Source organism: Nocardiopsis sp. M1B1 (genome assembly GCF_052466615.1).
On sequence record NZ_CP196194.1, the window covers coordinates 340,347 to 366,450 of the forward strand.

Annotated in this window: 24 protein-coding genes; 14 read left to right on the forward strand and 10 right to left on the reverse strand. The window is 74.1% G+C overall.

The genetic code is table 11. From position 1 onward, the window contains the following. Nucleotides 1–89 precede the first annotated feature (89 nt). The gene (locus ACSTA4_RS01510) at nt 90–1,304 is read left to right on the forward strand and encodes a sensor histidine kinase (RefSeq protein ID WP_444962178.1); all 1,215 of its coding nucleotides are present in this window, start codon (nt 90–92) and stop codon (nt 1,302–1,304) included. Nucleotides 1,305–1,313: 9 nt separating this feature from the next. On the opposite strand, the gene ACSTA4_RS01515 is transcribed toward ACSTA4_RS01510, so the two are convergent. The 3 genes from ACSTA4_RS01515 to ACSTA4_RS01525 form a co-directional block, all read right to left on the reverse strand. Further along, a complete protein-coding gene (locus ACSTA4_RS01515) occupies nt 1,314–2,078 on the reverse strand; it encodes a hypothetical protein (RefSeq protein ID WP_444962179.1) in 765 nt (254 codons plus the stop codon). 215 nt (nt 2,079–2,293) lie between these two features. Next, the gene (locus tag ACSTA4_RS01520) at nt 2,294–2,746 is read right to left on the reverse strand and encodes a hypothetical protein (RefSeq protein WP_444962180.1); all 453 of its coding nucleotides are present in this window, start codon (nt 2,744–2,746) and stop codon (nt 2,294–2,296) included. Between the two features lie 270 nt (nt 2,747–3,016). Further along, nucleotides 3,017–3,571: a gamma carbonic anhydrase family protein gene (locus ACSTA4_RS01525; protein WP_212641829.1), complete on the reverse strand. Its 555-nt coding sequence runs from the start codon at nt 3,569–3,571 to the stop codon at nt 3,017–3,019. A gap of 398 nt (nt 3,572–3,969) precedes the next feature. On the opposite strand from ACSTA4_RS01525, the gene ACSTA4_RS01530 reads away from it, so the two are divergent. Further along, nucleotides 3,970–5,172, forward strand: coding sequence for a cell division protein DivIVA (locus tag ACSTA4_RS01530; RefSeq protein ID WP_444964071.1), 1,203 nt, complete (start codon nt 3,970–3,972; stop codon nt 5,170–5,172). A 196-nt stretch (nt 5,173–5,368) separates the two neighbouring features. Then, nucleotides 5,369–5,818 (forward strand): GNAT family N-acetyltransferase, encoded by a 450-nt coding sequence (locus ACSTA4_RS01535; RefSeq protein ID WP_019609259.1) that lies wholly within the window; start codon nt 5,369–5,371, stop codon nt 5,816–5,818. A 10-nt stretch (nt 5,819–5,828) separates the two neighbouring features. Here ACSTA4_RS01535 and ACSTA4_RS01540 read toward each other — a convergent pair whose 3' ends face one another. Next, nucleotides 5,829–7,595, reverse strand: coding sequence for an MDR family MFS transporter (locus tag ACSTA4_RS01540; protein WP_444964072.1), 1,767 nt, complete (start codon nt 7,593–7,595; stop codon nt 5,829–5,831). A gap of 206 nt (nt 7,596–7,801) precedes the next feature. Between ACSTA4_RS01540 and ACSTA4_RS01545 the strand changes: the two genes are divergently transcribed. Both ACSTA4_RS01545 and ACSTA4_RS01550 read left to right on the forward strand, forming a co-directional pair. After that, the gene (locus tag ACSTA4_RS01545) at nt 7,802–8,419 is read left to right on the forward strand and encodes a TetR family transcriptional regulator (protein WP_212641827.1); all 618 of its coding nucleotides are present in this window, start codon (nt 7,802–7,804) and stop codon (nt 8,417–8,419) included. A 109-nt stretch (nt 8,420–8,528) separates the two neighbouring features. Beyond that, entirely contained in the window at nt 8,529–9,185 is a 657-nt protein-coding gene (locus tag ACSTA4_RS01550) for an SAM-dependent methyltransferase (protein WP_444962181.1), read from the forward strand. A 63-nt stretch (nt 9,186–9,248) separates the two neighbouring features. On the opposite strand, the gene ACSTA4_RS01555 is transcribed toward ACSTA4_RS01550, so the two are convergent. After that, nucleotides 9,249–9,629, reverse strand: coding sequence for a RidA family protein (locus tag ACSTA4_RS01555; protein ID WP_047868469.1), 381 nt, complete (start codon nt 9,627–9,629; stop codon nt 9,249–9,251). A 183-nt stretch (nt 9,630–9,812) separates the two neighbouring features. On the opposite strand from ACSTA4_RS01555, the gene ACSTA4_RS01560 reads away from it, so the two are divergent. Together ACSTA4_RS01560 and ACSTA4_RS01565 are read left to right on the forward strand one after the other, a co-directional pair. Continuing rightward, nucleotides 9,813–11,411, forward strand: coding sequence for an N-acyl-D-amino-acid deacylase family protein (locus ACSTA4_RS01560; RefSeq protein WP_444962182.1), 1,599 nt, complete (start codon nt 9,813–9,815; stop codon nt 11,409–11,411). Beyond that, entirely contained in the window at nt 11,408–12,370 is a 963-nt protein-coding gene (locus tag ACSTA4_RS01565) for a sugar kinase (protein WP_444962183.1), read from the forward strand. The genes ACSTA4_RS01560 and ACSTA4_RS01565 overlap by 4 nt, the downstream gene beginning before the upstream one ends. A gap of 16 nt (nt 12,371–12,386) precedes the next feature. Here the strand turns inward: ACSTA4_RS01565 and ACSTA4_RS01570 are convergent, their stop codons facing one another. Continuing rightward, complete coding sequence (locus ACSTA4_RS01570; protein WP_013156478.1) at nt 12,387–12,704, reverse strand: hypothetical protein; 318 nt, start codon at nt 12,702–12,704, stop codon at nt 12,387–12,389. A gap of 232 nt (nt 12,705–12,936) precedes the next feature. On the opposite strand from ACSTA4_RS01570, the gene ACSTA4_RS01575 reads away from it, so the two are divergent. Together ACSTA4_RS01575 and ACSTA4_RS01580 are read left to right on the forward strand one after the other, a co-directional pair. After that, entirely contained in the window at nt 12,937–13,227 is a 291-nt protein-coding gene (locus ACSTA4_RS01575; RefSeq protein ID WP_013156479.1) for a DUF6412 domain-containing protein, read from the forward strand. A 135-nt stretch (nt 13,228–13,362) separates the two neighbouring features. Continuing rightward, complete coding sequence (locus ACSTA4_RS01580; protein ID WP_444962184.1) at nt 13,363–14,082, forward strand: YidC/Oxa1 family membrane protein insertase; 720 nt, start codon at nt 13,363–13,365, stop codon at nt 14,080–14,082. A 43-nt stretch (nt 14,083–14,125) separates the two neighbouring features. Here ACSTA4_RS01580 and ACSTA4_RS01585 read toward each other — a convergent pair whose 3' ends face one another. The 3 genes from ACSTA4_RS01585 to ACSTA4_RS01595 form a co-directional block, all read right to left on the reverse strand. Continuing rightward, complete coding sequence (locus ACSTA4_RS01585) at nt 14,126–14,743, reverse strand: superoxide dismutase family protein (protein WP_444962185.1); 618 nt, start codon at nt 14,741–14,743, stop codon at nt 14,126–14,128. A gap of 63 nt (nt 14,744–14,806) precedes the next feature. Beyond that, nucleotides 14,807–15,301: a DUF3291 domain-containing protein gene (locus tag ACSTA4_RS01590; RefSeq protein WP_248774759.1), complete on the reverse strand. Its 495-nt coding sequence runs from the start codon at nt 15,299–15,301 to the stop codon at nt 14,807–14,809. A 20-nt stretch (nt 15,302–15,321) separates the two neighbouring features. Further along, a complete protein-coding gene (locus tag ACSTA4_RS01595; RefSeq protein WP_444962186.1) occupies nt 15,322–16,020 on the reverse strand; it encodes a helix-turn-helix transcriptional regulator in 699 nt (232 codons plus the stop codon). 80 nt (nt 16,021–16,100) lie between these two features. Here ACSTA4_RS01595 and ACSTA4_RS01600 point away from each other — a divergent pair, with 80 nt between their 5' ends. Together ACSTA4_RS01600 and ACSTA4_RS01605 are read left to right on the forward strand one after the other, a co-directional pair. Further along, the gene (locus ACSTA4_RS01600; RefSeq protein ID WP_444962187.1) at nt 16,101–16,721 is read left to right on the forward strand and encodes a YigZ family protein; all 621 of its coding nucleotides are present in this window, start codon (nt 16,101–16,103) and stop codon (nt 16,719–16,721) included. Between the two features lie 109 nt (nt 16,722–16,830). Next, nucleotides 16,831–18,390 carry a hypothetical protein gene (locus ACSTA4_RS01605; protein ID WP_444962188.1) on the forward strand — a complete coding sequence of 520 codons (1,560 nt, stop codon included), beginning with the start codon at nt 16,831–16,833 and terminating at the stop codon, nt 18,388–18,390. Between the two features lie 56 nt (nt 18,391–18,446). Here the strand turns inward: ACSTA4_RS01605 and ACSTA4_RS01610 are convergent, their stop codons facing one another. Continuing rightward, nucleotides 18,447–19,850, reverse strand: a complete 1,404-nt coding sequence (locus tag ACSTA4_RS01610) for a hypothetical protein (protein ID WP_444962189.1) — start codon at nt 19,848–19,850, stop codon at nt 18,447–18,449. Nucleotides 19,851–20,226: 376 nt separating this feature from the next. Between ACSTA4_RS01610 and ACSTA4_RS01615 the strand changes: the two genes are divergently transcribed. The 3 genes from ACSTA4_RS01615 to ACSTA4_RS01625 are packed head-to-tail and all read left to right on the forward strand — an operon-like array spanning nt 20,227 to nt 25,987. Continuing rightward, nucleotides 20,227–24,948 carry a hypothetical protein gene (locus ACSTA4_RS01615; protein ID WP_444962190.1) on the forward strand — a complete coding sequence of 1,574 codons (4,722 nt, stop codon included), beginning with the start codon at nt 20,227–20,229 and terminating at the stop codon, nt 24,946–24,948. 35 nt (nt 24,949–24,983) lie between these two features. Continuing rightward, entirely contained in the window at nt 24,984–25,310 is a 327-nt protein-coding gene (locus ACSTA4_RS01620) for a hypothetical protein (RefSeq protein WP_444962191.1), read from the forward strand. Nucleotides 25,311–25,339: 29 nt separating this feature from the next. Further along, entirely contained in the window at nt 25,340–25,987 is a 648-nt protein-coding gene (locus ACSTA4_RS01625) for a hypothetical protein (RefSeq protein ID WP_444962192.1), read from the forward strand. Nucleotides 25,988–26,104 lie beyond the last annotated feature (117 nt).

The following is a 26,104-nucleotide window of genomic DNA, read 5'->3' on the forward strand; positions in this document are numbered from 1 at the left end:
CGGCGACCCGTACGGACGACGGCGGTTTCCCGCGCGGGGCCAGCCGTTCTTCCGCTGTCCGGCGGAGTCCAGCACACCGAGGAGTCACGTTGAGCGACCACGGCACGCCCCCCGCCGAGTACACCGCCTCCGACAGGGAAGGCGACCGCAGGGTCCGCTTCGCCCGGCGCATCGTCATCGTCTCGGTGGGCTTCACCTCGCTGCTCGTCGTGGGGATGCCCCTGGTGGACGTCATCACGGCCGCGGCCTCGGACTGGCCCCTGTGGCGCTCCCTGACCGGGGTGGTCGTCTCCGTGCCGATCGCCGTGCTGCTGATCATGATGCTCCGGGCCAGGCTGGACGGCAGGCGGAATCCGGACCCGCGCGCCTACTGGACCTCGCTCGGCCTGATCGTCGTGGCCGTCCTGTGCCTCCAGGAGCCGATCAACACCGTGTTCTTCCTGGCCGCGTGGTGGGGGACCGGGGTCTTCCTCGCCCCGCGCAGGCGCAGCGCCTACGTCACCGCCGCCCTGCTGGCTCTGCCCTGGCTCGCGGTCCCGTTCTACGGGTTCGAGACGCAGTTCCAGCCGCTCCTCTACCTGCTGGTGTGGATGTTGATGGTCTTCAGCGGGCTGATGTTCGCCGCGGGCTCGCTCTCCATGATGTGGCTGTGGGACATCAGCCGCGAGGCCGTCGCGGGACAGCGGGCCCGCGCCCAGCTCGCGGTGAGCGAGGAGCGGCTCCGCTTCGCCCGCGACATGCACGACCTGCTCGGGCACAGCCTCTCCGCGCTCGCGGTCAAGGCCCAGCTGGCCGGACGGCTCGTGGAGCGCAACCCCGACCGGGCCGCCGCGGAGATGGCGGAGGTGCAGGTGCTCGCCAGACAGGCGCTCCAGCAGGTGAGGTCGGCGGTCAGCGGCTACCGGGAGGTCGACCTGGCGGGCGAGACGGAGGCCGTCCGCGCGGTGCTCGACGCCGGGGGAACCAGGACGGTCGCCACCGGGCTGGAGGGGCTGGACCTGCCGCCGCGGACCGCCGCGCTCGCCGCCTGGGTGGTGCGCGAGGGCGGCACGAACGTCCTGCGGCACAGCGACGCCAACGAGTGCCAGATCAGCTTCACCCTCGCCCGTGACAGCGCCGTGGGCCCCCGGACGCTCGTGGTCGAGGTGTTCAACGACCGCGCCCGGGGCGGCGGCCAGGACAGGAAGGAGTCGGGCAACGGGCTCGCCGGCCTGTCCGAGCGGGTCGCCATGGGCGGCGGCACCCTCTCCGCGGCCCGCACCCCGGAGGGGGGCTTCCTGCTCCGCGCGGTCCTGCCGCTCTGACGTACCGGTTCAGCGCGTGCCCACCGAGTCGAAGGCCGCGTCGATGTCCTCGCTGGCGCCGTCCCCGCCCGCGGTGTTGACCCCGAGCATGAACGCGCCCCGGCCGTCGTCCAGCTCCACGATCACGAAGCGGCCGTAGGTGTCCCCCGAGTCGCTGCCCATGGTCGCCCCGAAGGCGGGCAGCCCGTCCACGTCGGTCCGGCCGGAGGGCTCGGCCCACACGCCGCCCTCGGCGGCCAGGTCGGCCGCCAGGTCCACGGCCAGGCGCACCCCTGCCACCGCGATCGGCTCCACCGAACCGAGTTCCTCGGTGCCGGTGACGATGACCGCGTCCGGGTCATCGGCCGGGCCGAAGACCGCGTAGGAGGTGTACTCCGAGGGGACCTCCTCGCCGCCGAGCCTGTTCCACTCCTCACCGGGGAGTTCGTAGGCCAGCCCGGCCGGGGAGCCCGCGCCGGTGTCCCCGCCGTCCGCCGGGTCCCGCGGGGTGTCCTCCGTCCCCTCCGCACCGCTGTCCTCCTCTCCCGCACCACCGCCGTCGGCCGTGTCTCCGCCCTCCCCGGCCGACTCCGGAGCCGAACCGGACAGCGGCCCGCCGTCGGAGAGGAACCAGCCGAGTCCGGCCGCGGTGGCCAGCAGGAAGGCGAAGGTCACGACGAGGGCGATGGTGAGGGTGACCCGACGGGCGTTGTCCGGCTCGCGGCCGTCGGTGCGGGGGCGGGGACCGACGCGGTGTCGGTCGCCGCGGTCCGGCCTTTCCGGTCCTGGTGGCATCAGGGGCTCCTGTGTGCTGCTGGGGGTTCCCGGGGGCCGGGGCCCACAGAAGCACTACCCAGACCGGGGCGCGCGGAGACGGGCCGCCGTGGCCGGATCGGGCCGCCCCCGGCCAGCGCGGTCGGACGGCATGGTCGGCCGGTGCGGCCGGGCCCCGCCGTTCCGGGCGGTCGGAGGGGCCTTCGGGCCGTGGGCGGGGGAGGGGCGGGACGGCCTCAGACGTGCCAGGGGGCGAGGGGCAGCGGGGACCACAGGATGTGGGGCTCGGGCACGTCGCGGGGCGCGGGCAGCACCGTGGGCGGCAGCCGGTACTCGGCCGGGAGCGGATCGGTGGACCACGAGCGCCGCGTGCCGGGGCCCTCGTCGCGCGGTTGGGCGGGGCCGGGCACGGGGCCCGCCGCCCGGGGAGGCTGCTCGGGGGCAAGGTCGCGGACGTGTGCCGTCCCGTCGGCGGGACCGGACCCGTCGCGGGGGAGAGGGCCGCCGGGGCGGGCCGGTTCGGCGGGGGCCGCGGGCGTCCCGGACAGCCCGAGCACCCGGTCGATCTCCTCGGGGCTGAGCGGGCGGTCGGCGTCGGCCACCGCGATGAGCACCTCGGCGTACAGTTCGATCTCGTCCAGCGCGACGTGGTCGTGGAGGTGGTCGTGCAGGTCGAGGCTGTGGTTCACGTGAGCTCACCCCCTGGGACAACGGTGTCGCGGCAGGACGGGACACCCCGCGCCGGAGTGCCGTGGGTGCGGGTGCGACGGATCCGGACCCACGCGAGCGTGAGGAGTACCAGGCTACGCGCAGGGCGGACCGGTGCGCATGACCCGTGAGGACCAGGCGGCGGAGTCACCCGGGTTAGCCAGGAGGGGACCCGGCCTGGGCGGACGCGGTGCTTTCGGACCACCGGGCCGGTGCCCCGGGTACGACTTTCGTCCCCGCCCGGCGTGACGTCAGGCCCAGGTGACCTCCTGGTGCTGGGCGGCGAGCGACGCGTAGTGGGCCGGAGTGTGCTGGAGCACCAGCCGGTCGTCGTCGTTGAGTTCACGCACCACCTTGCCGGGCACGCCCGCCCACAGCGTGTCCGGCGGGACGGTCTTGCCCGGCGGCACGAGGGCGCCCGCCGCGACCAGTGCGCCCCGGCCGACGCGGGCGCCGCCCAGCACGATGGCGCCGATGCCGATGAGCGCGCCCTCCTCCACGACCGCGCCGTGCACCATCGCCTTGTGGCCCAGGCTCACGTCGTCGTGCAGGACGACGGGCTCACCGGGGTCGGAGTGCAGGCCGCACTGGTCCTGGATGTTGACCCGCTCACCGACCACGACGTCCTCGGTGTCGGCGCGCAGCACCGACCCGTACCACACGCTGCTCCGGGCGCCCAGGCGCACGCGGCCGACCACCACCGCGCCGGGCGCGATCCACGCGCTCGGGTGGACCTCCGGTCGTCCGAAGTCCGCTCCGCCCACGCGGGGCCCCGCGGGCCCGCCTTCCGTACGGCCGTTGTCCATCTCGTGGCCCTCCCTGCGTCTCGTACCGCCGTGTCCGTCTCTCCCGTGAGGGGGCGGATCAGCGGGAAGTTGACCGCTCTGCCCCCGTACGGGGATGATCGCGCATACCTTAGTAAGAACGTGACCGGGGTCCGCACGGCGATGTGCCGGTCGGGGATCTTGACGCGGCCGCGCCGCGCGTGTCTACCTTGGTCGCCTGGACGGTGTCCACGGCGTTACGCTCCGCTCCCGACCGGTGCCCCCAGGCGGCCGGGCCGGTATGCAGAAAAGGGCACTATCGGGCGTATGTCGCTGACGAGACCGATCTGGTGTCGTGGTGACAATGGGTACGGGTCAACTCGCACCTTCTGCGTCGTACAGTCACAACGGTGTAAGGACATGAAGGGCACATGAGCGATATGTTGCCGGGCGGCGGACTCCAGCAGGACAGGTTTCCGACGGTGCGCAAGGGCGGCTATGACAAGGCGCACGTCGACGACTACTTCGTGCGGACGGACAACCAGGTCAAGAGCCTCCGCGAGCGCCTCCAGCGGTTGGACGACGAGCTGGAGCAGTACAAGCGCGACCTCGCCATCGCCCGTGAGAAGGCGCAGGTCAAGCCGGAGCACGAGCAGATCAGCGAGCGCATGGCCGAGATCCTGCGCATCGCCGAGGAGGAGGCCCAGGAGCGCCGCTCCAGGGTCGAGTCCGAGGTGAAGGAGGCCGAGAAGAAGGCCCAGGAGGAGATCGCCAAGTACCGCAAGGACGCCGAGGAGCACGCCGAGCGGATCCTGTCCTCCGCGCGCTCGGAGGCCCACTCGATGGTCGACAGCGCCAAGAAGGAGTCCGACCAGCTCCGGGACCAGGCCAAGCAGGAGGGCGAGCGCCGCCTGAACGAGGCCGAGGCGCGCGCGAAGAAGATCCACGACACCGCGGACCGCAGGCTCGCCACCCTCACCGCCACGCACGCCGAGGCGCTGCGCCGCCTCAAGGACATGCACTCGACCCTGGCCGACCTGGTCGCGGCCGAGGACAAGGCGGGCGCGCTGGAGAGCGGGCTCTCCCGTGAGGAGATGGCCGCCGCGCCCGCGCCCGCCAAGCCGGTCCCCGCCAAGCCCGCCGCGGCGGCCAAGGCCCCGGCCCCCGAGCGCGCCGCGGAGCCCTCCCGGCCCCAGCCCCGTCCCGAGGCGGCCGCTCCCGCCCCGGCCAAGCCGGCCCCGGCCGCGCCCGGGGACAAGGACGAGGCCACCACCAAGCTGCCTCCCCTCCAGCAGCAGCCGGACGAGGCGACCGTGCGCATCAGGCCGGTGGCCAAGCCGGAGCAGACCGGCCAGGACCCGGCGGGGGCCTCCTCCCCGAAGGACCAGGCCCAGTCCGCTCCCCGTCCCCCGCAGGGCGCCCGCTTCACCGGCCCCGCCCCCGAGGGCGACGAGAAGCCGCAGTCCGGCCAGCAGCAGGGCCAGGCGGGTCCGCAGCAGCCGCAGTCCGGTCCGCAGCAGGGCCAGAAGGGCCAGGAGCAGGGCGGCGACCCGGGCATCACCGGTATCTACCGCCACCCGGAGTCCGGCCACAACCAGCCGCCCAAGGGCGAGGACGGCGTCCGGGTCATCCGCAAGCCCTGACCCCGCCGCCGCGCGGACGGGAGCGCCCGGGGAGCCCTCCCCGGCCAGTCCCCGAGGCCCGCGGAGCGCCTCGGCGGCGCACCGGCCCGGAACGCGATCCGGGGGCGGGGACCGTGTCCCCGCCCCCGGCGTTTTGTGGCCCGATGTAGGGTGACGTCCGCCTTGTCGCAGGCTGTCGGCTACGATGCCGACAGCCATGATTATCCGCGCGGCCATCCGGTCGGACCTCGGTGCGATTCTGCGTCTTCTCAGGGAACTCGGCGACACCACCCACGCGCAGAGCGCGCACGTTCGCATGTCCTCCGCCGCCGTACGCGCCTGGACGCGGATGGAGAACGACCCCGACCGCACGATCCTCGTCGCCGAGCAGCGCGGCCAGATCATCGGCACCCTGGACCTGCTGGTCGTGGCCAACCTGACCCACGACGCCCAGCCCTGGGCCGTGGTGGACAACCTCGTGGTCGACCCCCTGGCCCGGGGCCGGGGCATCGGCCGGGCGCTCATGGAGGACGCGCTCGACCGCGCCACGCGGGCCGGGTGCTACAAGGTGGAGCTGTTGGCGCACGAGAACGGCCAGGACGTCCACCGGTTCCACACCGCGCTGGGCTTCGACAGCTCCGCCGAGGGCTTCCGCCGCTACCTGTGACCCGCGGGCGTCAGCGCTTGGCCGCCGAGCCCCCGCTCAGCGGCACGCCCCGCATGAACACCACGGTGACCAGCCCGATCACGGCGATCGGGATGCCCGCCAGGAACACGCCCTGCATGGCGTGGTCGAAGGCGCCCACGACCACCTCGCGGACCGGCTCCGGCAGCGAGTGCACCAGTTCGGGGGAGCCCTGCGCGGCCTCGGCCGCCTCCGACAGCCCGACCGACAGCTCCCGCGCGCCCGAGTCGGTCCCGGCCGCGGCGTCCGCCGCCACCCGGGCCCGCGCGTCGGCCGACGCCTGGGCCAGTTCGTCGTTGAGCCGCCCCACCATCACCGCGCCGAACGCGGCCACGCCGGTGGCGCCGCCCAGGTTGCGGAAGAACACGACGGAGGCCGTGCCCGTGGCCATGTCCGCCAGGGGCAGGGCGCTCTGCGTCGCCAACAGCAGGATCTGCATGCACAAACCCAGCCCCAGGCCGACCATCGCCTGGCCCGCGACCACCGTGGTCAGCCCGGTGTCCAGATAGGCCAGGCTGAGTGCGGCGAACCCGAACAGGCACAGGGCCATGCCCGTGACCGGGTAGGCCTTCCACCGGCCGCTGCCGCCCACCGCGTAGCCGGAGCCGATCGAGGTGAGCAGGAACGACGCCACCAGCGGCAGCGTCATCAGGCCCGACACGGTCGGCGTCATGCCGTGCACCATCTGGAGGTACTGCGGCATGTAGATGATCAGGCCGAACATCATCATCCCGACGCAGGCCGACCCGATCGAGGACAGCACGAACGTCCGGTCGCCGAACAGGCGTGCCGGGATGATCGGCTCCCGCGCCCGCCGCTCGACCACCACGGCCGCGGCAGTGAGCAGGAGGGCCCCGGCGCCCAGGGCGTAGGACAGCGGCGAGTTCCACGGGAACTGGGTGCCGCCCAGGCTGAGCAGCACGATCACGGTGCTCGCGGCGCTGAAGATCAGCCCGGCGCCCAGCCAGTCCACCGGCGCGTCGCGGCGGGGGACGAAGGGCATGGTGAACATGAACTGGATGACGACGAAGGCGAACAGGGCCAGCGGCACGGTGATGAGGAAGCACCACCGCCAGCCGAGCGGGCTGTCCACGAGGAACCCGCCCACCAGCGGCCCCAGCACGGTGGACACACCGAACACCATGCCGATGAGTCCGCTGTAGCGGCCGCGCTCGCGGGGCGGGACCACGTCTCCCAGGATGATGTTGGGCAGTGTGGCCAGACCGCCGACGCCCAGCCCCTGGAGGGCGCGGGCCGCGATCAGCCAGTTGATGTCCTGCGCCAGGCCCGCGGCGACCGAGGCCACGATGAAGATGCCCAGTGCCAGTTGGAAGAGGAGCTTGCGCCCCCAGACGTCGGAGAGCTTGCCCCACACGGGGGTGGAGGCCGTCATCGTGAGCAGGGCGGCCGTGGCGACCCAGGCCAGGCGGTCCTGGCCGCCCAGCTCCCCCATGATCGTCGGCAGGGCGGTGCCCACGATGGAGTTGGTGAGCATCGAGGTGAGCATGGCCAGGACCAGGCCGACCATGATGCGGCGCACCACACGGCGCGAGGGCAGCTCGGGGGTCTCGTCGGCGGCGGAGCCGGCCGGGGCGCCCGCTGCGGAGGAGGCCTCGGGGGCGTCCCCGGCCGGGGCGCTCCCGTTCGGGGCCTCCGTCAGCGGTTTCTCGGTGGGGGGATCATCGGAGGTCCGTGTTCGCGCGACCGCTCGGGGTTCTACGCCCGGGGGAGTGTCCCCGGTTCCGGCTCCTCCACGCAACGACTGTTCCACACAAGCCCCCGATCGTGGACGCACGAAAGGCCCCGCGGCGTGTTGCCGGGGGCGTCGTCCTGTTCCCAGGTATATGTAAACACTGTTGACCTGTCAAATCGATATCTCTCCGCACGTTTCGGTATGCGTGGGTTCTCCGGAAGTGTCAACCTGGAGTCCTGACCGCCAGTTCGCAGCCGCCGAGGGGTACGCAGATGGACCGTCCGGAGGAAACCGGAGGCGGCCCCGGGCCGACGCGGGGCCGGGAGGCCACCAGAGCCCGCATTCTGGCCAGCGCCAAGGAGCTGTTCACCAACGAGGGCTACGGGTCGGTGTCGTCGAGGATGATCGCCGCGCACGCGGGGGTCAACGTCGCGCTCATCAACCGCTACTTCGGCGCCAAGAGCGGACTGCTGACCGAACTCCTGCGCGAGGACGGCGTCTTCCCCGGGCTGATCGAGGGCGAACCCGCCACCCTCACCCGGCGCCTGGCGGAGCAGGCGGTGAGCCGCCTGCACGGCGAGGCCACCGCGCTCCAGCGCGCTCTGGACGACTCCGCGGGCGACCCCGACCTCCAGGCGGTCTACCAGGGGCGGATCACCAGCGCGATGATCGACCCGCTGACGGTCTACCTCGGCGGGAACGACGGCCGGGCGCACGCCTCGCTGCTCTCGGCCGTGATGCTGGGGCTGACCAGGGTGCGCGTGGTCGAGGGGGCCACGGCGCTGCGCGCGCTCGACCGCGACCGGCTCACGGACCGGGTCCAGGCACTGCTGGACCTGTGCCTGGACGACTTCGCCGAGGGGGACGGGGGCGCGCCGGAGAGCCGGTGACCACCGGCGGTCCCCGTCCGCCCGGGCGGACGACACGTTTTGCCGGGACGGCAAAGAACGTCGCGCCCCGTGGACCGCGCGTGGAGAGTGGGGCGCGGAGGTGGTCGACATGACCGGTGAGGACACGGCGGACTCCCTGCCCGAGGAGATGGGCGAGGACTTCTGGAACGAGCGCTACCGCTCGCGGGAACGGATCTGGAGCGGCAGGCCCAACCGCCACCTGGTGGCCGAGGCGGCCGGCCTCGAACCCGGTCGGGCGCTGGACGTGGGCGGCGGCGAGGGCGCCGACGCGATCTGGCTGGCCGAACGCGGCTGGCGGGTGACCGCGCTCGACATCTCGACCGTGGCCCTGGACAAGGGAGCCGCCCACGCACGCGAGCGGGGCGGGGACGTGCCCGGGCGCATCACCTGGCAGCGGGCGGACGTGACCCGCTGGTCCCCGGAGGAGGGCGCGTTCGACCTGGTGACCTCGCAGTTCATGCACCTGCGCGAGCGCTGGCGCGCGCGGTTCTTCGCCGCGCTGGCCTCGGCGGTGGCACCCGGGGGAGAACTCCTGGTCGTCGCGCATCACCCCCGCGACCTGGAGGAGGGCGTACCGCGCCCGCCGGACCCGGACCTGTTCTACACGGGCGACGAGGTGGTGGCGGCCCTGCCCCGGCGTGAGTGGACTGTGCTGGCCGACGAGGTCCGCACCGGGACGGCGGCCGTCGGCGAGGAGACCTTCACCGTGCACGACCTGGTGGTCCGCGCCCGACGCGAGGCCTGACCGGGGCCGGTCGGAGGCGGCGGGGAACGGCCGGGGCCAGCGAGGGCCCCGGCCGACCGGGGCTCAGTCCCGGAGCTTGGCCACCACGTCGATCTCGACCAGGATGTTCGCCAGGTCCGAACCCACGGTGGTGCGCACGGGGTAGGGCGCGCTGAAGTGCTCCTCGTACACGGCGTTGAACTCCGGGAAGTCCGCCTTGAGGTTCTCCAGGTGGACGGTCGCCTTCACGACGTCGTCCAGCGTCAGGCCGTGCTCGGCCAGCACGGCGGAGATGTTGGCCAGCACCTGGGCGGTCTGCTCGCCCACGGTCGGGGCCACGCGGCCGGTCTCGGGCTCCTGCGGACCGAAGCCCGCGGTGTACAGGAACCCGCCCGCGACCACTCCCTGGCTGTACGCCCCGGCCGGAGCGGGGGCCTTGTCGGTGCGGACCGCCTTCTTGGACATCCGTGGACTCCTTCGCTGGTCTGCTCCGGCGGCGCGTGCGCGCGCCGGTGCCCGTGCCGTTTCACGGGCGCTTTACTGGCAACAAAGTTATCAATTTTCTTCCGGGCAGCGTATCTTGGCCACACCGGACACCGGTCGGCCGCGCGCCGCACCGGAGTGACCGGTACGTCGAACGGAGGAACAGTGCATTCCGAGACCGTACTCACCGGCGGACTGGTGGTCGACGGCACCGGCGGTCCCTCCCGCCGCGCCGACCTCGTCCTCCGCGACGGCCGCATCGCCCACATCGTCCCACCCGGCGGCGCGCGCACCACAGGCACCGTCGTGGACGTGGAGGGGCTCGCGGTCACCCCGGGGTTCGTCGACATGCACTCCCACTCGGACCTGGCCGTCCTCGCCGACCCCGCGCACGAGGCCAAGACCCTCCAGGGCGTCACCCTGGAGGTCCTGGGCCAGGACGGGCTCGGCTACGCCCCCGTCACCGACGACACCGCCGGGGAACTGCGCGCCCAGCTCGCCGCGTGGAACGGCCGACCCGACCTCGACCACTCCTGGCGCACCGTCGGCGAGTACCTCGACCGGATCGACGCGGGCGCCCCCGTCAACGCCGCCGTCCTCGTCCCCCAGGGCAACGTGCGCATGGCCGTCCTGGGCGGCCAGGACCGCCCGCCCACCGACGACGAACTCGACCGCATGCGCCGGATCGTCGCCCGGGGCATGGCCGACGGCGCGCACGGACTGTCCGCCGGCCTGACCTACACCCCCGGCATGTACGCCACCGACGACGAGATCGTCGCCCTCCTCGAACCCGTCCGCGCCGCGGGCGGCTACTACTGCCCCCACCACCGCAACTACGGCTCCCGGGTCGTGGAGTCCTACCGCGAGTGCCTGGAGATCGCGCGCCGCGCCCAGGTCGCCCTGCACCTGGCGCACTGCCACGTCAACTTCCCGCAGAACCGCGGCCGCGCCCCCGAGGTCCTGGACGCCATCGACGAGGCCACCGTCCACTACGGCCTCGACGTCACCCTCGACAGCTACCCCTACCGGGCCAGCGCCACCCACCTGGGCGCACCGCTGCCCAGCTGGGTGCAGGTCGGCGGCACCGCCGCCACCCTGGAGCGCCTGCGCGACGCCCCCACCCGCGCCCGCGTCCTGCGCGAGATCGAGGAGGAGGGCACCGACGGCAACCACGGGGTCCCCATGGACTGGTCCGCCATCGTCGTCACCGGCGTCGCCGACCCCGGGCTGTCCTGGGCCGTCGGATCCTCCGTCGCCGACCTCGCGCGCACGCGCGGACGCCTCCCCGGCGACCTCTACATGGAGCTGCTCGTGGCCGACGAGCTGCGCAGCGGCTGCCTGCTCCAGGTGGGCAACGAGGAGAACATCCGCACCATCATGCGACACAGCTCCCACACCGCCGGGAGCGACGGCATCCTCGTCGGCGCCGTGCCGCACCCGCGCGGCTGGGGCACCTTCCCCCGCTACCTGGGCCACTACGTGCGCGAACTCGGCGTGCTCACGTTGGAGGAGTGCGTCCGCCACCTCACCTCCCGGCCCGCGCGTAGACTCGGCCTCACCGACCGCGGCGTCATCCGGGCCGGCGCCGTCGCCGACCTGGTGGTCCTGGACCCCGCCACCGTGGACGCCCGCGCCACCTACGAGGAACCGCGCCTGTCCCCCCGGGGCATCCACCACGTCCTCGTGTCGGGAGACTTCACCGTCCGGGACGGCCGTCGCACCGACCGCCTGCCCGGCCGATCCGTCCGGAGGAACCTCCTATGAGCGAGCACCCGACCCCCACGGGGAGCGAGCCGGCCAGCAGTGCCGACGCCGTCTGCGTCGGCGAGACCATGGCGGTGCTCGCCTCGGCCGAGGCGCTCGCGGCCGGAACGAAGCTGGTCGTGGGCACCGGCGGCGCGGAGTCCAACGTGGCGGTCGCCCTGGCGGCCCTGGGGCACACCGCCGCCTGGGTCAGCCGCGTCGGCGACGACCCCTTCGGCCGCATCGTCACCGGCGCCGTCGCCGGGTGCGGCGCGGACGTGACCGGCGTGGAGGTGGACCCCGAGCGCCCCACCGGCCTGTACGTCAAGGACACCGGTCCCGGCGGCGCGGGCGTGCTGTACTACCGCGCCGGTTCGGCCGCCTCCGCCCTGTCGGCCGCCGACGCCGAGCGGGTGTGGGCGCGCGACCCCGGCGTGGTCCACCTGTCCGGCATCACCCCGGCCCTGTCCGCGCGCGCCGCCGCGCTCGTGGAGCACCTGCTGGACCGGCGGACCGGGAACGGCGCGCTGCGCTCCTTCGACGTCAACCACCGGCCCGCGCTGTGGGGGGCCAGGACCGCCGCGCCGGTGCTGCTCGACCTGGCCCGCCGCGCCGACGTGGTCTTCGTGGGCCGGGACGAGGCCGAGCGGCTGTGGGGCACCCCGGCGGCCGAGGACGTGCGGGCGGTACTGCCCGAGGTGCCGGTCCTGGTGGTCAAGGACGCCGAGCACGGCGCGACCTGCTTCGACTCCGAGGGCGCGGTGTTCGTGCCGTCCCCGCCGGTGGACGTGGTCGAGGCGGTGGGCGCGGGCGACGCGTTCGCCGCCGGTTTCCTGTCCGGCCTGCTCGACGGGCTGTCCGTGGAGCAGCGGCTGCGGCTGGGCCACGCGGTCGCGGGCGCGGTGCTGCGCTCGCCCGGGGACGTCCTGGAGGCCCTGCCCGCGGACGTCGCCCTCATCCGCGGCTCCGCGGGGGCCTGAGCGCCCGCCCCGGCCCTCAGCCGATGACGATGGCGCCCGCCAGGACCGGGTCGCCGAAGCTCACCGAGCCGTGTCCGGAGGCCAGCGCGCGGCTGCCCTGGCAGCTCGTGCCCGCGAAGAGCGCGAACTTGACCCTGCTCTCCGTGGAGATCCCGGTGACGCCCCCCTGCCCCGTCTTGAGGGTGCGGCAGCCCCCGTTCTCCACGGTCTGCTGGTAGCCGGACTCGAAGGTGACCCGGACCGGGGGAGCCTGGTCCTGTCTGCTCGACAGCCCGGCGATCGCTCCGGCGATGGTGGCGGACATGGTGGCGAGGTTCGCAGGGCGGATCGGCACGGTAACTCCCCTTCTCTGCCGGCCCGCACGGGGCTCCCGGCGAGCACGGAGTTGGTTACTCTGTGTCATTTAGCTACAGCTTCGCGAGAACCGAGAGGAGCCCCGGCGGAGTGTCGGCGGATTTCTGCGCCCGCCGACCGCCGCCGTCCGCCCCGGGGCGCGGCCGGGCGTTGTGGGGCGCCGCCGCCGCGCATAGAATGCGGTTCGACCGGAACGGGGAGGTGAGGGCGTCATGAGCCTCCTTCTCGCGTTCTTCGAGTTCCTCATGCTGGGCGTCGTCCCCGCCGAACTCCTGCCGGTCCCCGGCTCCCTGGCGCTGCTGGTCGCCGCCGTCGGCGCGGCCGTCGCCTGGTACGTCCTTCGCGGCACCTGGGCCTGTCCGGCGCGCGACGCCGCCGCGGGAGCGGTGCGCGCGATGCGCCGCAGGTCCGCGCGCCTGCCCGTGCTCACCCTGTGTGACCCCGACGCGGCGGGGCGGCCCCGTCCCAGAGCCCCCGGCGCGGCCCTTCCGGCCGCTCGCTGACCCCTTCCCCGACACGCTCCCGTGTGCGTGCGCGCGCCCGCGCCGCGCCCCGGGTGTGCGCTGCGCCCTGCGCGTGCGCGGTCACGAGCGGCCCGACGTCTGTTCCCCTCCCACCGGACGAAGGGCCTTCCCGCCTTGTACAGCCTCGGGCCGATCGCGGCCGCCATGACCCTGCTCTCGACCGTCCTGTCCGCCCTCACCTCACTGCTCGCCCCCCTCACCGGGGGCCTGGCCGCCGGGCTGGCCGTCGTGGCCCTGACCGTGGCCGTGCGCCTCCTGCTCGTCCCCCTCGGGGTGGTGCAGGTCCGCGCCGAGAAGGCACGCGCGCGCCTGGCCCCGCAGCTGGCGAGGATCACCGCCCGGCACCGCGGGAACCCCGAACGGCTCGTCGCCGAACAGCGCCGGGTCTACGCCGAGGCGGGCACCTCCCCGCTGGCGGGCTGCCTGCCCTCCCTCGCCCAGGTCCCCGTCATGATCGCCCTCTACGGCGTGTTCATCGGCGCGGGCGGCGGTGAGGAGGCGATGCTCGCGCACACCTTCGGCGGCGTCGAACTGGGCGCGACCCTGCTGGGCGGCGCGGGCGGGGCGTCCGCGACTCCCGTGTTCGCCGCGCTCCTGGCCCTGATCGCCCTCGTGGCCTGGGCCAACCGCCGCTACCTCATGCTGCCCGCGATGCGGGCGGGCGCCGAGGCCGACCCGGGCCGGCCCCAGCTCCCCGGGCTCCTGACCTACATGCAGTTCACGACCGTGGCGGTCGCCGCGTTCGTGCCGCTGGCCGGGGGCCTGTACCTGCTGACCTCCAGCGCGTGGGCGCTGGGGGAGCGGCTCCTGCTGCGCCGGGTCGTCCCGGGCTGAGCCGTGGCGCGGTCCCCGGAGCGCTCCGGGGACCGCCGGTCCGTCAGAAGTCCACGCTGACGCAGGCCAGGCGGTCGCCCGCCGTGCCCGCCTCGCCCTCACCGGTGTGGGTGTGGTGCTCGTGCAGCACCAGCGACCGGGCCTCGCCCTCGCGGAACTCCCAGTCCACCGTGCTGGTCGCGCGGGCGTTGCCGTCGTCGTCGGTGGTGAAGTCCAGCCAGACCTCGTTCTCGGGGTTGGCGTAGGCGGGGTCGCTGGAGGGCTCGTCCTCGGTGGCGGCCGGGTCGGGCTCGTTCTGGTAGTGGGGGCCCGCGTCGGCCGGGTCGTCGCCGCAGGGCTGGGTGTGCACGTGGGCGCCGAAGTCGCGGCCCCCCTCCAGACTGGTGCCGGTGAACTGCACGTGTGTCTGCCCGTCCTGGGCGCGCACCTGCACGTCGGAGGTGGCTCCCTCGGGCACGGCGGTCTCGTCGTAGGTGATGGCGCCCGCGCCCTCGCCGGGCGGCAGGAAGATCGACGCGGTCACGCTGGGGGAGGCGCTGGGCGAGGACTGCGGGGACTCCTGGGCGACCGAGCCGTCGTCCTCCGCGGTGTCGGACTGCGCGCAACCGGTGGCGAGGGTCGCGGTCAGGGCCAGGCCGACGGCGAACGGTGTGATGCGCATGACGGAACTCCCGGTTGCTCTCAGCGGTCGCCCGCAAGACTACCCAAGGTACCCGAGGGATAACTAGGCGTGCGGAACGCGTTCTGCCGGGGGCGGGAAGGGCGACCTGAGGGTGAAGGCCTCGGGGGTGGGGCCTTCGGCGCGCAACAGGTCCAGGCGCCTCCCGGCCTCCTCGACAGTGGGGATCGTACCGCTGGGAACCCACCACAGGACCAGATACGCCTCCCGCAGGTGCTCGAACCACTCGCGGCGCCCGCGCAGCAGCTCCAGGTGCTCACTGCGGTAGGTGAAGTTCCACAGCGACTCCACGTCCCGCCAGACGGAGTAGTTGATCAGGAGGGCGCCGCCGAAGGGCCGCAGGCCGGTGGCGTCCTCCTTGCCCTCCTCCACCAACCGCCACACGAACCCCGGGGCGCTGTCGGCCAGCGCGTTGATCGGGTCGATGCGGGCGGTGAAGCCCGCCATGGAGGGGTCGTCGAGGGGGGCCTTGAGGACGCCGACGTTGATCTGGGCCAGGTGGTACCCGGAGGGGGAGGTCTCGTTCACGGGACACAGCAGACCACGGCCGGCCTTCTATGTCAATGCTCGTTGTTTTTGGAAATCACCACGCAGCACCGGCCCGGACGGGCGTCCATCCGGGCCTCCGCGCCGTCCTCGCCGCGCCCCTCCAGCAGGCCGCGCAGCAGTTCCAGGTTGAGTCCGCAGGCGAGCGGGGGGAAGGCGCGGGCCAGGGTGTGGAAGGGGCAGTTGAGCAGCCGCACGCCGCCGTCCCCCTCCGGGGCCCCGTCCGGCCCGGAGCCGTCCCCCGGGGCGCGGGCCGCCCCCTCCTCGGGCTCGTAGCCCCGGGCGCGCAGCAGCTCCACCAGGGGCTCCTCCCGGTGTCCCGCACCGATCCGGCGGCCCTCCTCGCGGGCGGCCGCGTGCAGGGCCTCCTCGGCCCCGTGCCGCTCCACCGCCTCCGCCAGCACGCGCGCGGCCAGTTCGTAGTCCCTCGGCGGCAGGTGCAGCGACAGCTCCCGGTCCGCCCGCCGGTACAGCTTGGCCGGACGGCCCGACCCCGGCCCCTCGCGGCCGCTCACCTTGCGGCGGGCCACCTCCAGCAGGCCCGCGTCGGCCAGCCGGTCCAGGTGGTGCGCGGCCAGGGTGCGCTGGATGCCGAGGGCGTCCGCGGCCTGGCCGCGGCTGACCTCTCCGCGCGCCGCGGCCACGTACTCGTACAGCCTGCGGCGCACGGGGTCGGCGAGGGTCTGCGCGGCGTCGATCGAGGAGTCGTCCATGCCCCCCATTGTCGGCGCGGCCCGGTACGGCGTGCGGTGGGACACTGGTGGACGACCACGACCCCTGCCGAACAGGTGACATGCGAACGATCAGACACGGCGGCGAGCACGAGCTGGAGATCCGCAGGTCCCGCTTCGTCTGCGCCCTGGCCAGGGTGGACACCGAGGACGCCGCCCGCGCCTTCATCGCCGAGCGCCGCAAGGAGCACTGGGGCGCCAACCACAACTGCACCGCCTACGTGCTCGGCGACCAGGGCGAGGTCCAGCGCTCCAGCGACGACGGCGAGCCCTCCGGGACCGCGGGGCTGCCCATGCTGGAGGTGCTGCGGCGCAGGGGGATCACCGACACCGTCGCCGTGGTCACCCGCTACTTCGGCGGTGTCAAGCTCGGCGCGGGCGGGCTGATCCGCGCCTACGGCAACGCGGTGTCCGCCGCCGTGGACGCGCTCGGGGTCCTGGAGCGCCGTGAGCTCCTCGTCGTGGACGTGTTCGCCGACTACGTGCTCGGCGGGCGCCTGGAGAGCGACCTGCGCGACTCCTCCCTGACCGTGCGCGACGTCGCCTACGCCGACAGGGTCCGGATCGAGGTGGCGCTGCCCGAGGCCGACCTGCCCGGGTTCGAGGTTCGCCTGGCCGAGCTGACCGGTGGGAGGGCGGAGTTCGAGGTGCGGGGGACCACGGTCGTCGAGGTGGAGCCCTGAGCCCGCGCCACGTCCCATGGCTGTAACGACTCGCTCTCCCTGTGTCCGCCCGTCGCGGCGCGGCTTAGGATTTGCCGTAAACGTCATCGTTCGTGGGGAGAAACCGTCCATGCGCCGCTCACGGGTGCCCAGGGCCCTCACCTGTGGACTCGCGGTGCTGCTGGCCACCGCGTGCACCGGTGATCCGGAACCCTCCGCGCCCCCTCCCGGGGAGGAACCCGCCCCGGTCCCCACCGTGTTCGAGGGGCAGGCGCCGCCCGGTGTCGAGGGCGAGGTGCTGCGCTACCTGCACGGCGGTTCCGCCGACGTCCACGAGATCTTCGCCGACCCCCTCGGCGTGCGCATCAGCCCGGTCGGCGACGCCTTCCTGGTCAGCTCCGGCAGCGAGGACCGCCACCTGCTGCACGACGCCGCCACCGGCGAGACCCTGTGGGAGGGCGCGGCCCGCCTCGACGGCTTCGGCACCGACCGCGACGGCGAGCGGGTGCTGCTCATGGCGGACGCCGACGGTCTGCCGTTCGTCCTCGACGCCCGCGGTGAGCTGCTGTGGGAACCGGCGCGGGAGGGCGACGCCTACCTCGACGGCCTCGCCGTGCGCCGCCCCGAGGGGTGGACCGCGGAGGAGCCCCACGGATCGTTCTCGCTGCTCGACGGCGGGGGCGACGCGCTGTGGGACTACGAGTTCGAGGCCCCGGCCGAGCCGGAGGAGGGGTCCTTCGAGGACGGGTCCGCCGAATCCGGGTCCGGCGAGGAGGAGCAGGGGTCCGGGGCCGAGGAGGAGCCCGGGGAACCGGCCCTGGGCGTGCCCGTGGCCGTGCGCGGGGACCTGGTCCTGCTCGCCACCGGAGGCCCCGTCCTGCACGCCCGCTCCGTCGGAGCCGACACCGCGGGCGAGGAGCTGTGGACGGTCGAGGGCGAGGACGAGGACCTGGGCCTGCCCACCTCCTCCCCGGTTCCCGCGCCGCAGGTGATCGGCTTCTACACGCTTCCCGAACCGGACTCGGCCACCGGGTCCGAGAGCGAGTCGGAGGCCGCCAGCGAGTCCGCGTCCGAGAGCGCCGGGGACGGAGAGGACGGAGAGGACGGGGAGGCCCCGGGGGAGGACGAGCCGGAGGGCGAGGACGTCCTGCTGCTGCGCTGGGCCCAGTCCGAGGCGCCCTCGACCCTCTCCGCGCACGACCCCGGCACCGGCGACCTCCTGTGGACCCTGGAGGAGCCGGGCACGAACCCGGTCGCCGGGGCCTTCGACCCCGACGGCGTCGCGGGCAGCCTCTACGACGAGGCCACCGGAACCCTCCTGCTGCCCCAGGCCAGCGGTGCGGCGCCGGTGGTCGCGGTCGACCTGGCCGGGGGAGAGGTCCTGTGGGGCCTGGAGGAGGAGGCGGGGTCGATCTCCCCGGCCTTCGCCTTCGACGGCCTCGTCTACGGGGACTCCCGCGCCAGCGGCGGACAGGACCGGCAACTGGTGCTCGACGCCGTCACGATGGACGTGGTCGAGGACGAACTCCCGGCGTACGTGGAGGCGGTCACCGAGAGCGGGCACGCCATCCTCGTGCACGACCGGCAGCGCTTCGTCTACGGGCCCCTTCCGGACGAACCCTCCGAGGGGGAGTCCGAGGAGCCCTCCGACGCGGAGGGTTCCGGGGCTCCGGACGACGACGCCAGCTGACCGGCGGTGCCGAGGGAGCGCCCCGGCGGCGGCCTCCGGACACCGGGGTGACGGGCTCAGCCCCTGGGCTCGGGCATCCGCAGGACCACGTCGATCCCCAGCGCGCCCGTGTGCACCGTGCCGTCGTCGAAGGCCTCCCACTGCCAGCGCGCGGCGTGCGAGGAGCCCGCGGCGACCACGATCACGTCCGGCGGCAGGCTCGTCAGCACGTGTTCGTCGGCCTGGCCCAGCGGGCGCGGGACCACCACCACCGTCGGCGCCTCCGTTCCCGGGTCCAGCCCGTGGATCGGGTCCGGGGCCGCCACCACCGGGACCGTGTCGGGAACCAGCGAGCGCAGGGGGCGCCCCTGCCTGAGCACCCGTACCCGCAGGCCCGCCGCGTGCAGTCCGTCGGCGACCACGCGCACCGCGTCGGCGGCCACCTTCGGGTCCCCGTCGACCGCCAGCAGCCCGCGCACGCGGGTGAAGTCAACGTGCACCAGGGCGTCCGTCCCCTCCTTCTGCCCCAGGCACACCAGCACGCCCCGCAGCGCGGCCCCCGTCATGGTGTGCACGGACGTGCCGAAGCGCACCGGTGCCGACGACCGGCCGCTGCCGTAGCGCCAGGTGGTCGTGTCCACGGCCCGCCAGGAGGAGGCCGGAGGGGTCGCCCCGGCGGGTACCACGGCGGTCGTCTCCGAGGGCGTGGTCAGCAGGGCCACGGGACGCACGGGCACGTCGGCGGGCGCGCCGACCAGCTCCGCGTGCGCGGTCCCGGCCCGCCGGGCGGCGTCGGGGTCGGAGGCGATCAGGTCCGTCGCGGCCCGGCGCCGCCGCGCGGCCGCTCCCGGGCGCGAGGGCCGCCGCTTCAGCGGACGGTCGGCACGGGCCGCCGCGACCCTGCGGAACGGCCAGGCCAGGGCCCGGCCGATCGGCTGCCAGAACAGGGTGATGAGGGTCAGCAGGACCAGGCCCGCCGCGCCCGCCGCGAGCAGCCGCGGGTCGATGCTCGGCTCCTCCTCGGCCGCGGCGTCCCCCGAGGCGGCCTCCGCGGAGGGCTCCTCCTCGGGGGGAGGCGTGTAGGCGGGAGGGGCGGGAGGAGGCGAGGGCGGTTCCTGCCCCAGCGCGTTGGCCTGGTCGACCGAGACCACGCACAGGGGGTCCAAGCCCTCGTAGACGCCCTCGCCGCCGGCGTCGAAGGGCACCACCAGGCGCCACTCGGGGAGCACCTGGCGGTCCTCGCCGAGGGCGCCGCCGTCCGCCTGGGTGCGGCCCGCGTTGTACTCGTAGATCTCGTCCGCGCGTTCGGGGTCGCCCAGGACGAGGTCGGCGATGCCCTCCAGGCCGGGGGAGCCCTCCGGGACCACGTAGTAGTACACGGTGGGGCAGATGTCGTAGGTGCCGGTGCCGGTGGCGGTGTCCGCCGCGGCCGGTGCCGCGGACGCGACGCACCAGGTGGCGAGGACCGCCGTGAACGCCATGGCCCCGCGCGCCGGACGCGCGTGCGAAGATCCGGACCGTGCCGCCGCTGTCAGGGTCACTCGCTCTCTCCTGTGACTGTCTTCGCTGCTGGGGAACGCCTTCCGGGCCGCGCGGACCGGCGTCGCCGGGCCCGGGGCCGGTTCCTCGGGGTGGCGGGCACCGTCAGGGACGGGCGAAGGCAAACCCTACGAGGTTCGGGAGAACTTTGCGCGCCCCTGGGGCATCTGTTCACTCGTGGGCGTGGCAGTCTATGATGTCGGACTCTCCGAGCGCCCCCGGCCCCGGGCCCGCACAGTCCCCTCCCCATCCCCGTGGCAGGTGTGAGATCGCCTGAACCGCGCCGTTCTGCGACCTGGAAAGCGAGCGATACGGGACGTGGCCAAGCAACCGCGCACTCACCACAGGTGGGACCTCCTCGACAGGGAGGGGGACCCGGTTCCGTGGTCCGCCTACGACGTACGTTCGCTCAAGACGTTCTACGAGGGGCTGGCGGACGCCGCCGAGCAGGCCGCCGCCGACCTCCGCAGGCTGGACAAGGGGCAACTGGGCGAGGGCAGCACCGTCGACGCCCTCAAGGAACTCATCGAGGAACTGCCCAAGTACCTGGACAAGGCCCACAACGCCTACGAGAAGGGCTACAAGGCCCTCGAAACCTGGACGGGCGCGCTGGAGACGGCCCGCGAGCAGAGCGGGATCATCGTCTTCGAGGCCGAACAGGCCTACCTCGCCCTGGAGGACCCCGAGGAGTGGAAGCAGGAGACGGACGGTGACGACCCCGTCCGCGACGCCTACGTCACGCGCCTCCAGACGGTGCTCGGTGACATGGACGACGCCGTCAGCACCTGCAAGAACGCCCTGGAGGAGGCCAAGCAGGGCGACCCGAACGAACTGTGGGGATGGCTCGACGCGATCGTCACGTGGGTCGAGGAGAACCCCCTCATCTACGCGGCGATCCTCGTGGTCGGCGGTATCGCCGCCATCTTCATCCCGGGCCTGGGTATCGCCCTGGCCCTCGGGGCGCTCGCGATCAGCGCGTCCACCCTCCACCGTGAGGGCAAGCTCGGTTTCAACATGGAGACGGTCACCACCCTCGGCCTGGACCTGATCTCCCTCGTCCCCGGCGGTGTGCTCCTGCGCGGCGGACGCGCGGTGACGCGGGGTCTGACCGCCGCGGCTCCGCGCGTGACCGGAAGCATCTCCTCGGGAGTGCGCAGCGCCTCCTCGGCGGTACGGGGCGCCACCAGCGGGGTACGGGGCGCGGTGGGCGGCAACCGCGCCGTCCGGACCGTCACGTCGACGGTGGGCCGCGTCAGCCGGGACCACCCGATCATCTCCACGACCATCACCACCGGCGCCCGGGACACCGCCGTCGGTATGGGCTCCTCGATCGCCGTCCAGATGGCCGCCGGTACCTCCTGGGAGGACATCAACCTCGGGTACGAACTCGCCAGCGCCGCCGCGACCAACGTGCCCGGCGCCGCCGTCGGCGCCGCCCGCGACCACGGATCGCTGCCGTCCTTCCTCGGCGGCGCCGACGGTTCGGGCGGCGGCTCCGGCCCCGCTCCGGGGTCCGACCCCGCGCCCACGGTCGGCGACGGCGCGTCCCCGGAACCGGCCACTCCGGCCACTCCCGACGCTGCCGGGGGCTCCGGCAACTCCGACACGGGCGGAACCCCGTCCACCCAGGAACCGGCCGCTACTCCGGCCACTCCGGAACCGGCCGCCGCTCTGGCCACTCCGGACGCGGGCGGTATCCCGTCCGCTCCTGACACGGGCGGAACCCCCTCCACTCCGGAACCGACTGCCATTCCTGACACAGGCGGAACCCCGTCCACCTCGGAACCTGCCGCCACCCCGGCCACTCCTGACACTGGCGGGACCCCAGCCACTCCGGAACTAGCTACCACTCCGGCGACCTCGGACGCGGGCGGAACCCCGTCCACCTCGGACACGGGCGGGACCTCAGCCACTCCGGAACCGGCCACCACCCCGTCCGCTCCTGACACCGGCGGCACTCCCGCGACCGCCGACGCGGGCGGCACTCCCGGAGCCGCCGATCCCTCCCGCCTCTCGGGGGACAGTCCGGACGCCTCCCCGCAGGGCGGTACGACCTCCTCCGCCACCGCGGACGCGACGGACGGCGGTCCCGGCCCCGAGGGCCAGCGCTTCGAGGGCGAGTACGGGGGCTCCACGGGCGGGGCCAACGTCGCGGGCGAGGGCGTACGCCTGCCCTCCCAGCGCCCGGGCCAGCCCGGGGAGCCGACGGTCGACGACCGCGCGTCGCACCGGAACGACACCCCCGCCGCGGGACGACCCGGAGAGGAGCCCCCGGCCGCCTCCGGCCGGACGGGCCCGGACGAGGGGTCCGCAGCGCCCACGGGACCGCGGGCGGAGGACACCCCGGCCGGCCCCGACAACGGCGCGCCCGCCGCCGCGCACGACGGCACGGGAGCGGCGGACGGCCGCACCGTGGCCTCCGGCGACTTCGGCGAGTACCGCACCGGACGGGGAGCGGACGGGGAGCGCAGCGTCTCCTACCGCTATCCGGCCGACGGCGGCGACTACACCATGGACGTCACCCGCGACGGGGTGGACGTCAACGGCACCTCGGTGCGGCGTACCGACGACGGCTTCCAGGTGGCCCGACCGGACGGCGCGTCGGTCACGGCCTCACGCGGCGGGAACGACGAGCCGCGGGGCGTCACCCTGACCGGACCGGACGGCGCCCCCGGCGCCTCCTACCGGGACGGGGAGGTCCGCGTCCCCACCGCGGACGGGGACGTCACCGTCTCCCGGGACGGGAACGGCTCCACCATCCGGACCGGCGACGGCCTCACCGTCCAGCAGCCCCGCGGCGACGGCGACGTCCGCATCACCCGGAGCGGGGACGGGCCGGTCGACCTGCGGTTCGAGAACGGGGGCCCGGAGATCTCCCGACCCGGGAACGACGGCTCCTCCGCCGTGCCGCGCACCCGGGTGACCGACCCCGCCACCGGCCGGAGCACGGAGATCGGCCCCGACGGCTACCGGCTCGACACCGGGGGCGCGACCTCGCAGAGCTACGACCGCGGGACCGACAGCGCCACCGTGGACTCCGGCGACACCCGCATCCGGGCCGACCAGCACGAGGTCAGGGTCACCGACGGCGCGCGCGGAGTCGACCTGTGGCAGGGCCGTGACGGTGTCGGCACCGCCACGGGCGCCGACTCCAGGGCGGTCGTCCGGCCGGACGGCAGCGCCGAGATCAGGACGGACAACCCCTCGCTGACCCCGAGGGCCGTCCAGGACGCGAACGGCCACGTCACCGTCGGGGACACCCGTACCGCGCCGGGGCGTGTGCGCACCGAGGACGGCGCCGCCGTCGGGATCACCGAACGGGACGGCCGGACCGTCGTGGAGGTGCGCGGAACCGACGGGGCCACGCGCTCCTACGGCACCGACGGCCGCCCCCACGGCCCCTACCCGCCGCTGCGCACCGATCCCGCGACGGGCCAGCCCTGCGTGCTCACGGGCGGCACCAGGGTGACCCTCGTCCCGGGTTCGGACCCCGCGCTGCGGGTGGACACCCCCCAGGGCTGGACCGTGACCACCTCGCGCGACGGCCAGTCCTCGGTGAGCACGCCCCCGGACGCCCGGGGGGACCGGCTCCAGACCGTCCGCGAACCCGACGGTTCCACCGCGATGAGGAGCGGCGACCACTGGGTCGCGTCCGGACCCGAGGGGCCCGGCGGCCCCGGACGCGTGGTGGCGGGCGGGCCCGACGGCGTCCACGCCCGCAGCTCCGCCGACGGCGCCCACGTGTCCGACGGAACGACGCGGACGGACGCCCGGCCGGGGACCTCGCCCGGTCTGGGGAGGGGGGAGACCACGCACGCGGCGCCCCCGTACGGGCCGGTGGCCGAGCACTCGGGCACGGGAGGCCGCGTGACCACCGGCGACGGGGTCACCGTCCACACGCGCGCGGACGGGCTCCGGGTGGACGTGCCCCGCGACGCGGACCGCACCGTCCGCGACGGCGACCGCACCATCGGCGTCGGTCCCCGTGGTACCGACGTGCGCGGGCCCTCCCCGGACAGCCCGGGCAACCCCCCGCTGCGCATGGGCGAGACCGCCGGGGACGCGGGCAGGGTCCCGCCGAGCTGGCGCGTGTCCACGGACTCCGAAGGCGGCATGACCGGACACACCCGCCCCGACCAGGGCGTCAGCGTGCGACCGGAGCCGGGCCGACTCCCGTCCCCGTTCCGCGGGGCCGACGAGGTCAGCTTCCGATCGGGGGACATCGAGGGAACCCAGACGCGCTCGGGCCGGACCACGGTCACCGACGGCAACGGAAGCACGGTCCGGGACGGCCGGGGAGGGGTCCGGGTGGACGGCGGCGACGGCCGTCCCGACCTGCGCGTCACCGACGACCACGTCCGGGTGACCACTCCCGAGGGCGCGCAGCACCGGGTGGACGTTCCCGGCGCCCGCGCCGACGACGGCACCGGTGCCTCCGGCGACCGGCGGGACGGGGACTCCCCGGACGGGGACCGTTCCCCCGTGCGGCCGGACCTCAACAGCTTCGGCGCCATGCTGGAGGAGATGCGCCTGACGCTCGCCAAGAACTTCGTCAACGTCCTCGGCGGCCTGGGGGTGGAGATCGCGTGGCAGGAGTTCGCCGACGGCGACTTCACGGGTACCGACGTCGTCCAGGCCGTCGTCCAGTTGGGCACCGCCGTTCCCAAGGGCCTGGCCGAGGGTCGGATCTCCGGGACCACCGCGCTGCCGACGGACGGCGTCGGCTCGCACCTGTCGGCCTTCCCGCTGGAGATGGGCCACCAGGCGGTCCGCAACGACCTCCGCGACCTGATCACGAACGAGTACCTCGACGAGGAGGTCGCCATCACCGCGGAGAGGGGCGCCATCGCGGAACAGGCCGCGTTCCTCGAAGGCGAGCTGATCCCCGAGCTGAGGGCGGAGATCGAGGCCGCCCGTGCGGACGGGAAGCGCCCGGAGGACCTGGAGAGGCTGGGCGCGGCCCTGGACGCGGCCGAGGCTCTGAGCGCGGACCTGGCCAGGAGGGACGCCGAGCTCGACGAGAAGGTGAACCTCCTCTAGGGCCCGGACCGCACACACCGAGGAAGGGAGTACGCATGGCACGTGTCGTGAGGATCGACGTCGGCGCCCTGGAGGAGATGGAGCGCTCCCTGTGGCGCATCCAGAACGCCTTCGCGGGCGAGAACGTCGAGAGCCCCGAGGACAGGTCCGAGGACATCGGCCCCGGCGACCTCGTGGACAAGGCCAAGGACTACGGCGAGGACTGCAAGAAGAACTACGAGCGCCAGTCCGAGGACCTGGGCGCCCTGCTCCAGGCGATCACCCCGGTCATCGACAGCTTCCGGGAGGCCGACGAGAAGCTGGGCGCGAGCCTGACGGAGGGCGACAAGCCCGCTCCCCCGCCCAACCAGGTCGCCGTCTGACCCCGAGGCAGTAGAGGAGAGGCACCTCCATGCCCTACCAGTTCGAAGAGGACGTCCCCGAGGTCGACATCCTGTTCGACATCGCCGTCCCCGAGACGTGGACGCAGTACGACCTCAGCGGGGACGCCCTCGCCCGGTTGCGCGCCCAGGCCGTCGAGATGCACGGGAACAGGCCCGAGGAGCTGGACGCCCTCAACGACATGTTCGGTGACATCGCCCAGGTGACGAGCGACGTGGTCGGAGCGGGCCTGCTGGCGGCGGCGGGTGTCTTCGAGGAGTACGACGACGGCTTCTTCATGGCGACCGTCTGCGTGTTCGCCTTCCCGGCGGGGAAGGGGGCGCACGCCATGGACCCGATCCGGATGATCGAGCACGTCTACCCGGACACCGCCACCGCGCGTGAGGGCACCTGGCTGCGCAAGGACGTGGTCGACCTCCCCGAGTCCGGCGCGGGGACGTGCGGTCGCGTCTTCGGTATCGCCGACCACGACCTGGAGGACGCCGTCGTCCGGTCGGTGGTCATGCACACCGCCTTCGAACTCCCCGGGCTCGACAGGCGCGTCATGGTCAGTTGCACCAGCCCCAACTCCCAGCAGGTCGAGGACGTCCTGGACCTCTTCGACGCCGTCACCGCGAGCGCGCGGTTCCGGTTCCGCGAGGTCGAGCGGACCACCTGAGGGGACCGCGACCGGTGGTGAACGGGGCGAACCACCACGCAGGATGACGTATCCACCACAATGGTGCCCGCGGAAGCGGCCCGGGCTCCCGCCACGACCGCGCCGAGCGGGCACGAG

Coding starts and splice junctions, on each gene's coding strand:
- ACSTA4_RS01530 (WP_444964071.1), top strand. CDS start 3,970: ATGTTGCCGGGCGGCGGACTCCAGCAGGACAGGTTTCCGACGGTGCGC.
- ACSTA4_RS01625 (WP_444962192.1), top strand. CDS start 25,340: ATGCCCTACCAGTTCGAAGAGGACGTCCCCGAGGTCGACATCCTGTTC.
- ACSTA4_RS01525 (WP_212641829.1), bottom strand. CDS start 3,571: ATGGACAACGGCCGTACGGAAGGCGGGCCCGCGGGGCCCCGCGTGGGC.
- ACSTA4_RS01515 (WP_444962179.1), bottom strand. CDS start 2,078: ATGCCACCAGGACCGGAAAGGCCGGACCGCGGCGACCGACACCGCGTC.
- ACSTA4_RS01555 (WP_047868469.1), bottom strand. CDS start 9,629: ATGTCCAAGAAGGCGGTCCGCACCGACAAGGCCCCCGCTCCGGCCGGG.
- ACSTA4_RS01575 (WP_013156479.1), top strand. CDS start 12,937: ATGAGCCTCCTTCTCGCGTTCTTCGAGTTCCTCATGCTGGGCGTCGTC.
- ACSTA4_RS01600 (WP_444962187.1), top strand. CDS start 16,101: ATGCGAACGATCAGACACGGCGGCGAGCACGAGCTGGAGATCCGCAGG.
- ACSTA4_RS01565 (WP_444962183.1), top strand. CDS start 11,408: ATGAGCGAGCACCCGACCCCCACGGGGAGCGAGCCGGCCAGCAGTGCC.
- ACSTA4_RS01535 (WP_019609259.1), top strand. CDS start 5,369: ATGATTATCCGCGCGGCCATCCGGTCGGACCTCGGTGCGATTCTGCGT.
- ACSTA4_RS01585 (WP_444962185.1), bottom strand. CDS start 14,743: ATGCGCATCACACCGTTCGCCGTCGGCCTGGCCCTGACCGCGACCCTC.
- ACSTA4_RS01550 (WP_444962181.1), top strand. CDS start 8,529: ATGACCGGTGAGGACACGGCGGACTCCCTGCCCGAGGAGATGGGCGAG.
- ACSTA4_RS01610 (WP_444962189.1), bottom strand. CDS start 19,850: ATGGCGTTCACGGCGGTCCTCGCCACCTGGTGCGTCGCGTCCGCGGCA.
- ACSTA4_RS01605 (WP_444962188.1), top strand. CDS start 16,831: ATGCGCCGCTCACGGGTGCCCAGGGCCCTCACCTGTGGACTCGCGGTG.
- ACSTA4_RS01545 (WP_212641827.1), top strand. CDS start 7,802: ATGGACCGTCCGGAGGAAACCGGAGGCGGCCCCGGGCCGACGCGGGGC.
- ACSTA4_RS01620 (WP_444962191.1), top strand. CDS start 24,984: ATGGCACGTGTCGTGAGGATCGACGTCGGCGCCCTGGAGGAGATGGAG.
- ACSTA4_RS01595 (WP_444962186.1), bottom strand. CDS start 16,020: ATGGACGACTCCTCGATCGACGCCGCGCAGACCCTCGCCGACCCCGTG.